A 13,500-nucleotide genomic window follows, 5' to 3' on the forward strand; every position below is an offset into this window, starting at 1 on the left:
GGAATGATCTCATGTTTATCTTGACCGAACCGTTCGGTCAATGTACATGATGTCACAGTCAGCGGGAACCTGCGTGGTTTTCGCGCGAGTTTCAGGAGGCCGAAATGGCCGCACCACGCGATCAGGCTGCCCGTATCATTCGCTCCGAAGATGAAGGCGACGCTGCTTCTGCGCGCGTGGTGCCATTGGAAGAGCCCGCGGCTCGCGGCCCTGTCGAGGCTCCCGCGCCGGAAAAGCCAGCGGAAGCTCCCGCCGCGGCCAAACCCGCGGCGCCAAAATCGCCGCGCAAGAAACGCATTCTCCTGGGCGTCGGCGCGCTTGCCGCTATCGCTGCAGTTTATGTCGGCGTGAACTATTATCTGGTGGGCCGTTTCATCGTCTCCACCGATGACGCCTATGTGCGCGCCAACAACTCGACGCTGGGCGCGCGCGTCTCGGGCCACATCGCGCAGATCGTCCCCGGTGACAACACCGAGGTGAAGGCCGGGCAGGTGTTGTTCAAGATCGATGACGGCGACTACAAGATTGCCGTCGATTCCGCGCTGCGCAAGATCGATACCCAGCAGGCGACCATCGAGCGTATCGGCCGGCAGGCCGAAGCGCAGGAAAGCGCTGTCGCCCAGGCGCAGGCGCAGTTGTCGTCGGCCGATGCGGCCGCGACGCGTGCGCAGCTCGAATTCGATCGTCAGGAAACGCTAAGCAAGCAGGGCTTTGCCTCGCGCTCGGTCTATGAGACCTCGCAGTCGAACCGCGACCAGACGGCAGCTTCGGTGAAGGCAGCCAAGGCAGCCGTGGATTCCGCAAAGAGCGCCGTGGACGTCACCAAGGCACAGCAGGTCGAGGCCCGTGCGCAATTGCAGGAACTGAAGAGCGCGCTGGACAAGGCCCAGCGCGACCTCGCCTTCACCGATGTGAAGGCACCGGTCGATGGCATCTTTTCCAACCGCATGGTCAATCTCGGTGACTTCATCACCACCGGCCAGCGCCTCGCCAATATCGTGCCGCTCGACGACGTCTATATCGATGCCAATTTCAAGGAAACGCAGCTGCGTCGCCTGAAGCCGGGCCAGCCGGTGTCCGTTGAGCTCGATGCCGATACCAGCCGTGTCATCGAAGGCACGGTGGAAAGCCTGTCCCCGGCTGCCGGTGCGGTCTTCACGCTGTTACCGCCGGACAATGCGACCGGCAATTTCACCAAGATCGTGCAGCGCGTGCCCGTGCGTGTTCGCGTGCCTGCGGATGTCGCCAAGCAGAATGTCCTGCGCGCGGGCATGTCGGTCTATGTGCGGATCAACACGAAGCCGGACGCGAAGCCCGCGCAGTAATGGATCGCGCTGATGTCCTTGGCATCGACAACCATGTCAGGAGCACCGCCGGCCACGCCGGCGGATGACCGGATCGCGCCGAAGCGCCTGATCGCGTTCCTGATCATGGTGTTCGGCATGTTCATGTCGATCCTGGACATCCAGATCGTTTCGGCGTCGCTCTCGGACATCCAGGCCGGCCTGTCCGCATCGTCGAACGAGGTCTCCTGGGTTCAGACCGCATATCTGATCGCGGAAGTGATCGCGATCCCGCTGTCCGGCTTCCTGTCACGCGCGCTCGGTACGCGCCTGCTGTTCGCGATTTCAGCGGCGGGCTTCACCTTCGCCAGCCTGATGTGCGGTTTCACCTCGTCCATCGAGCAGATGATCCTGTGGCGTGCGGTACAGGGCTTTCTCGGCGCCGGCATGATCCCGACCGTGTTTGCCTCGGCCTACACGGTGTTTCCGCGTTCGAAGTTCCACATCGTTGCGCCGATCATCGGTCTGGTCGCGACGCTGGCGCCGACGATCGGGCCGACCGTTGGTGGCTACATCACCGATGCACTGTCGTGGCACTGGCTGTTCTTCATCAACGTCGTGCCGGGCATCGGCATCACCGTCGGCGTGCTTGCGCTGGTGGATTTCGACGAGCCGCATTTCGAATTGCTGGAGCATTTCGACTGGTGGGGTCTCGGCTTCATGGCCGGCTTCCTCGGTTCGCTCGAATATGTGCTGGAGGAGGGCCCGCGTAACGACTGGTTCGAAGACGAGGCCATCCTGCTATTCGCCGTCATCTGCGCGTTTTCAGCTATCGCCTTCTTCTGGCGTGTGCTGACCGCGAAAGTGCCGATCGTCGACCTGCGTGCCTTTACCAACCGCAATTTTGCGCTCGGTTCGACCTTCTCTTTCTGCATCGGTATCGGACTTTACGGCCTCACTTACATCTATCCGCTCTATCTGGCCCAGGTGCGCGGCTACAGCGCGCTGCAGATCGGCGAGACCATGTTTGTCTCCGGTATCGCCATGTTCGTGATGGCGCCGATCGTCGGGCGCCTGATGACCAAGGTCGACCTGCGTATCCTCATCGCCAGCGGTCTCGTGCTGTTTGCGTCGGGCACCTGGCTGATGACGTCCATCACGCGCGACTACGATTTCTATGAGCTGCTGGTTCCGCAGATCCTGCGCGGCATGGGCATGATGCTTGCGATGGTGCCGATCAACAATATTGCGCTCGGCACGTTGTCGCCGGACATGCTAAAGAATGCCTCCGGCCTGTTCAACCTGACACGCAATCTCGGCGGCGCGCTCGGCCTTGCGCTGATCAACACCGTGCTCGATCACCGCACCGACTTTCACATCTCGCGCCTGCACGACAAGGTGACGTGGGGCAATGCGAAGGCGGTCGAGACGCTCAACATGCTGACCCAGAAATTCCAGGGCATGGGTGATGCCTCCCGCATGGCGCTGAAGCAGCTCTCGCTGATCACCCACCGCCAGGCACAGGTGATGGGATTCGGCGATGCGTTCTTTGTGCTGACCTGTTTCTATGCCGGTCTCAGCCTGATGGTGCTGCTGCTCGACAAGCCGAGCAATCCGGCCTCGGCCGGCGGCGGACACTGATCTTTCCGACTGCTGAAACTGGCGAGGGGCCCGGCGTGTTGCGCCGGACCCCTCGTTGTTCAGATATCAGCCGGCCTGTAAGCCGGGTTCTGTAAGGCACCGCCGCTTGCGCGACGATACGTGACGACCATTCTTCTGGGACCGCATTTGCATGCGGCCTCAAGCAACCTACCCGGACAGCGGGTTTGACATTACCCTGCAGTGTTATCGTTCGCGGGCTTGCACCCGGGAATGAACTGACTGCCATGCCGTCCCTATTCGGTTTTGCTCCCGGTGGGGTTTACCTTGCCGTCTCCGTTGCCGGATCCGCGGTGCGCTCTTACCGCACCTTTTCACCCTTACCCCGCTTCGCCTTGCGGCTTCGCGGGGCGGTTCGTTCTCTGTGGCACTTTCCCTGGGGTCGCCCCCGCCGGACGTTATCCGGCACCGTATGTCATTGGAGCCCGGACTTTCCTCCCCCGCGACCTTTCGATCATTGCGGGAGCGGCCGTCCGGCCGACTGACGGGGAAGCCATGCGGGCTTCCGTGCCGGACGTCAAGTCGTGGCAGCGGGTACTGGCAGGCTTGCCAGCAGTGCCTGCAGCGTTTCCAGTGTGGAGAGGTCGGCGATGCCATCCACCCGTTCGGGACGGAAGTGGCGCTGGAAGGCGGTGACGACTTCGGCTGTTGGCGCATCGTAGACGCCGCTGATCTCGATGCCGTAGCCATAGCGCGCCAATGCCTGCTGCAGGGCCTTCACCTGATCGCCATCAGCACCGGTGCGAAGACCTTCGCCTGGTACGATCGGGGCAGGATGTACCCAATGGCCGACGCCGGAACTGGCGAGCAGATGCCACGGGAATTTCTCGCCGGGGTCCTTCTTGCGCGAAGGTGCCACGTCGGAATGGCCGAGCACGCGATGGGTCGGCATGTCATGGCGCAGCAGGATGCCGCGACACAGTGCCGTGACAGCCGCAATCTGCCGCGTGGGATAATCGGGATAGCCCCAGTCATGGCCGCGATTGATGATCTCGACGCCGATGGAGCAGGAATTGATGTCGTCCTCGCCAGCCCAGAGCGACGAGCCGGCATGCCAGGCGCGTTTCGACTCCGGCACCGTCTGCACGATGCGGCCGTCCTCCAGCACGATATAGTGGGCGGAAACGTCGGTGCCGTCGCTGCACAACCGGGCGATCGCACCTTCTGCATCGGGCATGCCCGTGTAGTGCAGGACGATCATGTCAGGCACGAGCCCCTTGTTGCGATCACCGTAATTCGGTGACGGGATCACGTCCGACACGACGGAGGAATCCGGCGTGAAGGTCGGAAGTTCCGCAACGCCTTTCGGGATCGGCAATGGGCGCGGGCGTTTGGTCTCGGGTCCGGGCAATCTGTTTCAGTCTCCACAAGATCTGGTGCAGCTTGGCTGCCGCCAGGGGAGGGACACTATTCCGATCGATGTCTGGTTGCGCAACGATGGCAGACCGGTTTTACCCTTTTATTTCATCACCCTATGCGTGATGCGCCAGCACTACGATACAACCTCCGCGAATGAATTGAGTCGAGTGACGGCGGCATCTTCAACGCTTTCTTAACGCTAAACGACGTTACTGAAGTTTGAAGAACCACGTTCGTTTTTGCGCGGTTCGGGTTCCAATCGACGCGCATCCCATGGCCTTTGTTCACGATCCATGCGGACGACAACACGCCCCGTCGGATCACGCGGGCGGTGCGTCGAAGCGGAGCTGCGAATGCGTGATGCCGCGGATGAGCCGCGCATTGCGCCGAAATTTGAGATGCCATCGGCCGGTCGGAGTCCGGATCGGCCTGGTGTCTCGCAGTAAAGGAACGGAACCCGTTGCCCGTTCGCGTGCGCGTATGATTGATGCCCGCCACATCTCCGTGCTCGGCCCCGAGGCCGTGGAGATGCTGTCGCCGCGCGCCGGTGGCGTCTATGTGGACGCGACCTTTGGGGCCGGCGGCTATTCGCGCATGATCCTCGCGACCGAAGGCACGCAGGTGATCGCCATTGATCGCGACAGCACGGCGATCGCCGGTGGCGCCGATCTGGTGTCGTCCTCCAACGGTCGCCTCGCACTGGTCGAGGACCGATTCTCCAATCTTGCTGATGTCTGTGACGCGCAGGGCTCGCCGCTGGTCGACGGCGTCGTGATGGACGTCGGCGTGTCGTCGATGCAGCTCGATCAGGCCGAGCGTGGCTTCTCGTTCCGTTTCGACGGCCCGCTTGATATGCGGATGGCCCAGCATGGCCCGAGCGCGGCGGATGTGGTCGCAAAGGCGTCCGAAGCCGATCTCGCCAACATCATTTATATCTTCGGCGAGGAGCGCCATTCGCGCGCTGTCGCCCGCGAGATCGTGGCGGCACGAAAAGAAGTCGCGATCACCACGACCAAACAGCTTGTCGATATCGTTTCAAAGGTCGTGTGGGCGAAACCCGGCGAAATCCATCCGGCGACGCGGACGTTTCAGGCGCTGCGCATCTTCGTCAATGAAGAGCTCGACGAATTGCACACGGCGCTGGCCGCTGCCGAGCGCGTGCTGAAGCCCGGCGGTCGCCTCTCGGTGGTCTCGTTCCACTCGCTGGAAGATCGCATCGTCAAGAACTTCATCGCCGAGCGCAGCAAGACCGGCGGCGGTTCGCGCCATCTGCCGGAGATCGCGCAGGCGGTGCCGCGCTTCAAGATCATCAACAAGCGTCCGATCGTTGCCGACGAAGACGAAACCAGGGCCAATCCACGCGCACGCTCCGCCAAATTGCGCGGTGCCGAGCGCACCCCGGCGCCGGCACAGGACGCCGGTCCGCTGCCGGGCTGGCCGACCCTTGCATCCGTGTTGCGGGGAGGCTGAGTATGCGTTTCATTCATCTCCTCGTCATCGGCGTGCTCGTCTTCGCTGCGGCCTATGTCTATCGCATCAAGATGGAATCCACCGTGCGCACCGAGAAGGTGTCGCGCCTGCATGCGGATATCCGCGAGCAGCGTGATGCGATCGCATCGCTGCGCGCCGAATGGGCCAAGCTCGACGCGCCGATGCGTCTGCAAGGGCTCGCCGAGCGTCATCTCAAGCTGCAGCCGATGACGGCGCAGCAGTTCGACACCCTCAAGAATCTTCCCGATCGTCCGCCGAGCTTTGCCCGGCCGGGCACGCCCGATCCGATCGGTGCGATGCTCAACAGCATCGATCCCGACGTGGTCGTGACCGGATCGCTTCCGGACAAGGCGGATCGGCCGGAGGATCAGCAATGACCGCACAGGTGCCCGCCAACAAATCCAATGAGCGTCCGCCGGAGCCGTGGCGTCAGCGGCTGATCCGCACGCTGCTTTACGGCAAGAACACCGATCGCGCTGCCAAGGCGCGTGCGCGCGTGGGTCTGGCGATGCTGACTTTCGGCGCCGTCTACGGCATCATCGCCGTGCGGTTGGTCGTGTTCGCCGTCAATGGCGACAGCCATGCGGAGCGTCGCGCCTCGCGCGATGCGATTGCGACTGCGCGCCCTGACATTCTCGACCGCAACGGCACGATTCTCGCGACCGATGTGAAGTCGCCGTCGTTGTTCTCCGAGCCGCGCCGCATCATCGACAAGGACGAGGCAGCAGAGCTTCTCACCGGCGCGCTACCCGATCTCGACGGGGCGGAAGTGCGCGAGCGCCTCAACAGCCGCAAGGGATTTGCCTGGCTGAAGCGTGACATCACCCAGCAGCAGCAGCGCGACATCCATCGTCTGGGCATTCCCGGCATCGGCTTCCTGCGCGAGAACAAGCGCGTCTATCCGAACGGATCGACGGTCTCGCATGTGATCGGCCTGACCAATATCGACAATCAGGGCATCGCCGGCATCGAGAAATGGCTCGACAACAACGGCCTCGCAGACCTGCATCGCGCTGGCTTTGCATCGGACCGCATGCAGCAGCCAGTCGAGCTCGCGCTCGACACGCGCGTCGAACATGCGTTGCGTGATGAACTGCTCAAGGCGAAAGCCAAGTTCAGCGCGAAGGCAGCATCCGGCCTCGTCTCGAATATCCGCACCGGCGAGATCGTTGCCATGGTGTCGCTGCCGGATTTCGACCCGAACAATCCCAAGGAAGTCCACGATCCCGATCGCATCAACCGCCTGACCACCGGCGTGTATGAAATGGGCTCGACCTTCAAGACGCTGACGCTCGCCATGGCGCTCGACAGCGGCAAGGTCAATCTCAACACCATGTTCGATGCGCGCTATCCGCTCAGCTATGGCAAGTTCAAGATCCACGACACCCATCCTGTGCCGCGCCCGATCTCGCTCGCCGAAGTGTTCACCTATTCGTCGAATGTCGGCGCGGCCAAGATTGCACTCGGCCAGGGCGTCGAGGCCCACAAGGCGTTTCTGAAGAAGGTCGGGCAGCTCGACCGGTTGCGCACTGAACTGCCGGAAAGCGCCATGCCGATCGTGCCGAAGCGCTGGGGCGACCTCAACACCATCACGATCTCCTTCGGCCACGGTATCGCGGTCGCGCCACTGCAGGCGGTGATGGCGGTCAATGCCATGGTGAATGGCGGCAACCTGATTCCGCCGACCTTCATGAAGCGCACCGAGGAAGAAGCGCTGGCCGTCGCCAAGCGCGTCATCAAGAAGGACACCAGCGACAAGGTCCGCTACATGATGCGCCTCAATGCCGAGGTCGGCTCTGCGCGCAAGGCCGAGGCGGTGGCGAAGGGCTACTATCTCGGCGGCAAGACGGGTACCTCGGAAAAGGTCGTCAATGGCCGCTATTCCAAGAAGCAGGTGCTGAATTCATTCACTGCCGTGCTGCCGATGGACAATCCGCAGTATCAGGTGTTGATCATGCTGGATGAGCCGAAGGCGCTGCCGGAGACCCACGGCTTCATCACATCGGGCTGGAACGCGGTGCCGACCGGCGGCGCCGTGATTGCCCGGATTGCGCCGCTGCTGGGCCTCGAGCCGCGCTTCGATCTGGCGCCGTCCGACCGCCTTATTCTTGCGACATCTAGGGCCACTCAGTAACGCCGCATCCGCGCTTTACAGCGCGGGCAAAATGCGGTTTGCGTGACTTGCGGAACCCTTCCGTTCCCGATCTGGCCCGCCCGGAGCAGCATGAAACTACGCGATCTTTTCAGCAGTGATGCCGTGATGGCGCCTGACGCCGCGGATATCGGCGTGGCCGGCCTCGCGGTGGACAGCCGTGCCGTGAAACCGGGCGATCTGTTCTTTGCGCTCGCCGGTGCCAAGACCGACGGCGCGCGTTTCATCGCGCGGGCGATCGCATCCGGTGCCGTCGCGGTGGCGGGCGAGCATGCCCCGGGTGACATCGCGGTGCCATACGTCACTTCTCGCAATCCGCGCCGCGCTCTGGCGCTGGCGGCCGCAAAATTCTATCCGCGCCAGCCGCAAGTGATCGCGGCCGTGACCGGCACGTCGGGCAAGACCTCGGTGGCCTCGTTCACGCGCGAGATCTGGGGGCGGCTTGGCCTTGCTTCGGCGAGCATCGGCACCATCGGTCTGGTGTCTCCGACACGCACCATCTATGGCTCGCTGACGACTCCGGATCCGATCTCGCTGCATCGACAGATCGACGAGATCGCAGGCGAGGGCGTCACGCATCTGGCGCTCGAAGCATCATCTCACGGCCTCGATCAATACCGGCTCGATGGCGTGCGCGTGTCCGCGGCGGGGTTCACTAACCTGTCGCGCGACCACATGGATTATCATCCGGACGTCGCACATTATCTCAATGCCAAGCTGCGCCTCTTCCGCGATCTCGTCGCTGCCGATGGACCAGCGGTGATCTCGGCCGATCATGATTGTTCGGCTGAAGTCATCGATGCGGCCCGTGCGCGAAAACTGCGCGTCATGACCGTAGGACGTCGCGGCGATGGCGCAGGTGAGGGCGTCCGCCTGGTGGACGCCGTTGTCGAAGGTTTCGAACAGCGGCTTACGCTCGAACATCGCGGACAGCGGCATGCGATCAAGCTGCCACTGGTCGGCGAATTCCAGATCGAGAATGCACTTGTGGCTGCGGGTCTGGTGATCGGCAGCGGTGGCGATGTCGCGCAAACTTTCGCGGCGCTGGAGCATCTCGAAGGCGCCAAGGGTCGGCTCGAACGCGTCGGCGATCACAATGGCGCGCCTGTCTTCGTCGATTATGCCCACAAGCCCGATGCGCTCGCCAAAGCGCTGCAGGCGCTGCGCCCTTATGCGAAGCGCAAGCTCGTCGTCGTGTTCGGAGCCGGCGGCGACCGTGATGCCGGCAAGCGGCCGCTGATGGGCGAGATCGCTGCTGAGAATGCGGACACGGTAATCGTCACCGACGACAATCCGCGCAGCGAAGATCCGGCGACGATCCGTGCTGCTATTCTGGCTGCTGCCAAAGGCGCGACCGAAATTGGCGATCGCGCCGAAGCCATTCGCGCGGCTGTGCAGGGGCTTGAGCCCGGCGATGCGCTCCTGATCGCCGGCAAGGGCCACGAGACCGGACAGATCGTCGGCAACCAGACGCTTCCATTCAGCGATCACGAAGCTGCGCAGATGGCGCTCGGCAATTCTTCCAGGATCTTGGGGACATCATGAGCGAGTTTCTCTGGACGCCAGCGGCGATGGCGGAGGCGATGGGAGCCGAGATGCATGGCAATCTCCCCGCCGGCATCACGGGCATCTCCATCGATAGCCGCACCATCAAGCCCGGCGAAGCCTATTTCGCCATCCTGGGCGAGGTGCATGATGGTCATGCCTTTGTCGACGCAGCGCTGAAGAACGGCGCTGCGCTGGCGGTGGTAGAGGCTGCGCAATGCGAAGACTTTGGCGCCGATGCGCGGCTGCTCGTGGTCGATGATGTGCTCGAGGGGCTCGTTGCGCTTGGTATCGCCGCGCGAGCGCGGTTGGGCGCGCGCGTCGTCGCCGTCACAGGCTCAGTCGGCAAGACGTCGACCAAGGAAGCGCTGCTGCGCGTGTTGTCGGCGCAGGGACCGACCCACGCGTCGGTCGCTTCCTTCAACAATCACTGGGGTGTCCCGCTGACGCTGGCGCGCTGCCCGGCCGATGTGCGCTTTGCCATTTTCGAGATCGGCATGAACCATGCCGGCGAGATCGAGCCGCTGGTGAAAATGGTGCGCCCGCATTACGCGGTCATCACCACCGTCGAGCCCGTGCATCTGGAATTTTTCACCGGTATCGAGGCGATTGCCGATGCCAAGGCCGAGATCTTCCTCGGCCTCGAGCCCGATGGTGTCGCCATCCTCAACCGCGACAATGATCAGTTCGCGCGGCTGGAAAAGAGCGCAAAGAAGGCCGGTGTCTCGCGGATTGTGTCCTTCGGCTCCGATAGCAAGGCCGACGCGCGACTGATCGACATTGCCTTGCATCCGACATGCTCCGCGGTTCATGCTGACGTGCTTGGCCAGGACATCACCTATAAATTCGGCATGCCCGGTCGCCATATGGCAATGAACTCGCTGGCCGTGCTGGCGGCATCGTCCCTGATGGGCGCGGACCTTGCTCATGCTGCATTGACGCTATCGCAGGTCGTGCCGGCGCAGGGCCGTGGTGTTCGCCAGACGCTGGAGATCGCGGGGGGCGAGGCGCTTTTGATCGACGAGACCTTCAACGCCAACCCAGCCTCCACCTCCGCCGCGCTGAACGTTCTCGGAGCGGCCACCATCCGCGGGCAGGGGCGTCGTATCGCCGTGCTCGGCGACATGCTCGAACTCGGCCCGCGTGGCGGCGAACTCCATGCCGGGCTGCTGGAGGCTGTGGCCGCAAACGCAATCGACCTCGTATTTTGCTGTGGCCCCCTGATGCGCAACCTCTGGGATGCCCTTCCCTCCGGCAAGCGGGGCGGTTATGCCGGGGATGCAAAGGCGCTCGAATCACAAGTGGTTGGGGCGATCCGGGCCGGCGACGCCATTCTGGTCAAGGGCTCGAAGGGCTCCAAGATGGGACCCATCGTGGCTGCCCTGGAGAAGCGCTTCCCCGGTAACGCCGCGCTCGACGACGCTGCGGTATAAGGCGGACTGGAATGTTCTACTGGCTGATCGATTTCGCGGGCACGATCCCGGCTTTCAACGTGTTTCGCTACATCACCTTCCGCACCGGCGGCGCGGTGGTGACGGGCGCGCTGTTCGTGTTTCTGTTCGGACCGTGGATCATCGACAATCTGCGCCTGCGTCAGGGCAAGGGCCAGCCGATCCGGACCGACGGCCCGCAGTCGCATCTGGTCAAGGTCGGTACGCCGACCATGGGTGGTCTGATGATCCTGTCCGGCCTTGTCGTTTCGACGCTGCTCTGGGCCAATCCGCGCAATCCCTATGTCTGGATCGTGCTCGCCGTCACGCTTGGCTTCGGCTTTGTCGGTTTTTATGATGACTATCTGAAAGTGACCAAGCAGAGCCATAAGGGCTTTGCCGGCCGCACGCGTCTCCTGATCGAATTCATCATCGCCGGCGCCGCCTGCTACGCCTTCATGCGGCTTGGCCGCGATCCGCTGTCGAGTTCGCTGGTCATTCCGTTCTTCAAGGAGATCAGCATCAAGCTCGGCTGGTTCTTCGTCATCTTCGGCGCGTTCATCGTGGTCGGTGCCGGCAATGCCGTGAATCTCACGGATGGCCTGGATGGTCTGGCCATCGTGCCTGTCATGATCGCCTCCGCAAGCTTCGGCCTGATCGCCTATCTCGCCGGCAATGCAGTGTTCTCCGATTACCTGCAGATCAATTATGTGGCGGGCACCGGCGAGTTATCCGTCTTATGCGGCGCCGTGCTTGGCGCCGGTCTCGGCTTCCTCTGGTTCAATGCGCCGCCGGCTTCGATCTTCATGGGGGATACCGGTTCGCTCGCACTTGGCGGCATGCTCGGCTCCATCGCGGTGGCGGTTAAGCACGAGATCGTGCTCGCCGTGATCGGCGGCCTGTTCGTGCTGGAAGCGGTGTCGGTGATCGTGCAGGTGACGTCGTTCAAACTCACCGGCAAGCGCGTATTCCGAATGGCGCCGATCCATCACCATTTTGAACAGAAGGGCTGGACCGAACCGCAGATCGTGATCCGTTTCTGGATCATCTCGGTGATGCTGGCGCTGGCCGGCCTCGCCACGCTGAAACTGCGGTGATCACGTGACCCCCGTCACCTCATTCGCCGGCAAGACCGTCGCGGTGTTCGGCCTCGGGGGCTCCGGCCTCGCGTCCTGTCACGCACTGAAGGCCGGTGGCGCCGAAGTCATCGCCTGCGACGACAGCGCCGACAAGATGGCGGAAGCGGTGCGGGCCGGTTTCATCACGGCCGACCTGCGCACCGTCTCCTGGGCGAATTTCGCCGCATTGGTGCTCACGCCCGGCGTGCCGCTGACTCATCCCCAGCCGCACTGGACCGTGCTTGCTGCGCGTCAAGCGGGCGTCGAAGTCATCGGCGATGTCGAACTGTTCTGCCGCGAGCGCAAAGCGCATGCGCCGGATGCGCCCTTCATCGCCATCACCGGCACCAACGGCAAATCGACCACCACCGCCTTGATCGCGCATCTGGTGCGCGAGGCCGGTTTCGATACGCAGATGGGCGGCAATATCGGCACCGCGATCCTGTCGCTCGAGCCGCCGCGCACCGGTCGCGTCCATGTGATCGAGATGTCGTCCTATCAGATCGATCTCACGCCATCGCTCGATCCCACGGTCGGCATCCTGCTCAATGTCACACCCGACCACATCGATCGCCATGGCACCATCGAGAGCTACGCCGCCGTGAAGGAGCGTCTGGTCGCCGGCGTTCAGCCTGACGGGACCGCGATCGTTGGCGTTGACGACACCTGGTGCAGCAAGATTGCCGATCGCCTGTCGCAGGCGGGCAAGCGCGTGGTGCGTATTTCGGTCGAGCATCCGCTGGCAGATGGCCTGACGGTCGATGGCAGCAGGATCGTCGAGAACGCCGGTGGCGCGCAGAGCGCGGTGGCCGACCTCGCGGATATCGGCTCGCTTCGTGGCCTGCACAATGCGCAGAACGCTGCTGCCGCCTCCGCCGCGGTGCGCGCGCTCGGCGTCAGCCTCGATGTGCTGCAGAAGGGCCTGCGCTCGTTCCCCGGTCTCGCCCATCGCATGGAGCAGGTCGGGCATCTCGGCACGACACTGTTCGTGAATGACAGCAAGGGCACCAATGCCGATGCCGCGGCGAAGGCGCTGTCGTCCTTCACCGACATCTTCTGGATTGCCGGCGGCAAGGCGAAGGAGGGCGGTATCGCGCCGCTGGCCGAATTGTTCCCGCGCGTGAAGAAGGCCTATCTGATCGGCGAAGCCGCCAATGACTTTTCACGCACGCTTGAGGGCAAGGTCCCGTTCGATGTCAGCGTGACACTCGATGTCGCCGTCGCCAATGCCGCGCGCGATGCGGCGGAGGCGGGGCTGCCCGCGCCGGTGGTGCTGCTGTCGCCGGCCTGCGCATCCTTTGACCAGTTTCGCAATTTCGAGATCCGCGGCGATCGTTTCCGCGAACTCGTCCTGGCGCTGGATGGCGTGCGTAGGATGGGTTGAACGGAGGCGCAAAGCGCCGGAGAGATACCCATCAGGACCACGCGCATGCGGTGATGGGTATCGCTGCGCTCAACCCATC

At 63.2% G+C, this 13,500-nt stretch carries 10 protein-coding genes and 1 other RNA gene; 9 read left to right on the top strand and 2 right to left on the bottom strand.

What is annotated here, in order from left to right:
• The first annotated feature begins 104 nt into the window (after window positions 1-104).
• Both ACIQ17_RS12255 and ACIQ17_RS12260 read left to right on the top strand, forming a co-directional pair.
• The gene (locus tag ACIQ17_RS12255) at window positions 105-1,325 is read left to right on the top strand and encodes an HlyD family secretion protein (protein ID WP_398468873.1); all 1,221 of its coding nucleotides are present in this window, start codon (window positions 105-107) and stop codon (window positions 1,323-1,325) included.
• Window positions 1,326-1,337: 12 nt separating this feature from the next.
• On the top strand, window positions 1,338-2,924 hold the full coding sequence (locus ACIQ17_RS12260; protein ID WP_398468875.1) for a DHA2 family efflux MFS transporter permease subunit: 1,587 nt from the start codon (window positions 1,338-1,340) through the stop codon (window positions 2,922-2,924).
• 62 nt (window positions 2,925-2,986) lie between these two features.
• Here the strand turns inward: ACIQ17_RS12260 and rnpB are convergent.
• Together rnpB and ACIQ17_RS12270 are read right to left on the bottom strand one after the other, a co-directional pair.
• An RNA gene (gene rnpB / locus ACIQ17_RS12265) (RNase P RNA component class A) lies at window positions 2,987-3,427 on the bottom strand.
• 32 nt (window positions 3,428-3,459) lie between these two features.
• Window positions 3,460-4,293: an N-acetylmuramoyl-L-alanine amidase gene (locus tag ACIQ17_RS12270; RefSeq protein ID WP_398468877.1), complete on the bottom strand. Its 834-nt coding sequence runs from the start codon at window positions 4,291-4,293 to the stop codon at window positions 3,460-3,462.
• Window positions 4,294-4,781: 488 nt separating this feature from the next.
• Here ACIQ17_RS12270 and rsmH point away from each other — a divergent pair, with 488 nt between their 5' ends.
• From rsmH to murD, 7 genes are all read left to right on the top strand, one after another.
• On the top strand, window positions 4,782-5,771 hold the full coding sequence (rsmH, locus tag ACIQ17_RS12275) for a 16S rRNA (cytosine(1402)-N(4))-methyltransferase RsmH (protein ID WP_398468879.1): 990 nt from the start codon (window positions 4,782-4,784) through the stop codon (window positions 5,769-5,771).
• Between the two features lie 2 nt (window positions 5,772-5,773).
• Window positions 5,774-6,169, top strand: a complete 396-nt coding sequence (locus ACIQ17_RS12280; protein ID WP_398468881.1) for a hypothetical protein — start codon at window positions 5,774-5,776, stop codon at window positions 6,167-6,169.
• Window positions 6,166-7,926 carry a peptidoglycan D,D-transpeptidase FtsI family protein gene (locus ACIQ17_RS12285; protein ID WP_398468883.1) on the top strand — a complete coding sequence of 587 codons (1,761 nt, stop codon included), beginning with the start codon at window positions 6,166-6,168 and terminating at the stop codon, window positions 7,924-7,926. Before ACIQ17_RS12280 ends, ACIQ17_RS12285 begins: the two co-directional genes overlap by 4 nt.
• Window positions 7,927-8,016: 90 nt before the next feature.
• Entirely contained in the window at window positions 8,017-9,489 is a 1,473-nt protein-coding gene (locus ACIQ17_RS12290) for a UDP-N-acetylmuramoyl-L-alanyl-D-glutamate--2,6-diaminopimelate ligase (RefSeq protein WP_398468885.1), read from the top strand.
• A complete protein-coding gene (locus ACIQ17_RS12295) occupies window positions 9,486-10,922 on the top strand; it encodes a UDP-N-acetylmuramoylalanyl-D-glutamyl-2,6-diaminopimelate--D-alanyl-D-alanine ligase (protein WP_398468887.1) in 1,437 nt (478 codons plus the stop codon). Before ACIQ17_RS12290 ends, ACIQ17_RS12295 begins: the two co-directional genes overlap by 4 nt.
• A gap of 11 nt (window positions 10,923-10,933) precedes the next feature.
• Complete coding sequence (mraY, locus tag ACIQ17_RS12300; protein WP_398468889.1) at window positions 10,934-12,016, top strand: phospho-N-acetylmuramoyl-pentapeptide-transferase; 1,083 nt, start codon at window positions 10,934-10,936, stop codon at window positions 12,014-12,016.
• 4 nt (window positions 12,017-12,020) lie between these two features.
• The gene (gene murD / locus ACIQ17_RS12305; RefSeq protein ID WP_398468891.1) at window positions 12,021-13,421 is read left to right on the top strand and encodes a UDP-N-acetylmuramoyl-L-alanine--D-glutamate ligase; all 1,401 of its coding nucleotides are present in this window, start codon (window positions 12,021-12,023) and stop codon (window positions 13,419-13,421) included.
• Window positions 13,422-13,500 lie beyond the last annotated feature (79 nt).

The organism is Tardiphaga sp. (assembly GCF_044340795.1).
GTDB lineage: Bacteria > Pseudomonadota > Alphaproteobacteria > Rhizobiales > Xanthobacteraceae > Tardiphaga.

Coding starts and splice junctions, on each gene's coding strand:
- ACIQ17_RS12255 (WP_398468873.1), top strand. CDS start 105: ATGGCCGCACCACGCGATCAGGCTGCCCGTATCATTCGCTCCGAAGAT.
- ACIQ17_RS12260 (WP_398468875.1), top strand. CDS start 1,338: ATGTCCTTGGCATCGACAACCATGTCAGGAGCACCGCCGGCCACGCCG.
- rsmH (WP_398468879.1), top strand. CDS start 4,782: ATGATTGATGCCCGCCACATCTCCGTGCTCGGCCCCGAGGCCGTGGAG.
- ACIQ17_RS12280 (WP_398468881.1), top strand. CDS start 5,774: ATGCGTTTCATTCATCTCCTCGTCATCGGCGTGCTCGTCTTCGCTGCG.
- ACIQ17_RS12285 (WP_398468883.1), top strand. CDS start 6,166: ATGACCGCACAGGTGCCCGCCAACAAATCCAATGAGCGTCCGCCGGAG.
- ACIQ17_RS12290 (WP_398468885.1), top strand. CDS start 8,017: ATGAAACTACGCGATCTTTTCAGCAGTGATGCCGTGATGGCGCCTGAC.
- ACIQ17_RS12295 (WP_398468887.1), top strand. CDS start 9,486: ATGAGCGAGTTTCTCTGGACGCCAGCGGCGATGGCGGAGGCGATGGGA.
- mraY (WP_398468889.1), top strand. CDS start 10,934: ATGTTCTACTGGCTGATCGATTTCGCGGGCACGATCCCGGCTTTCAAC.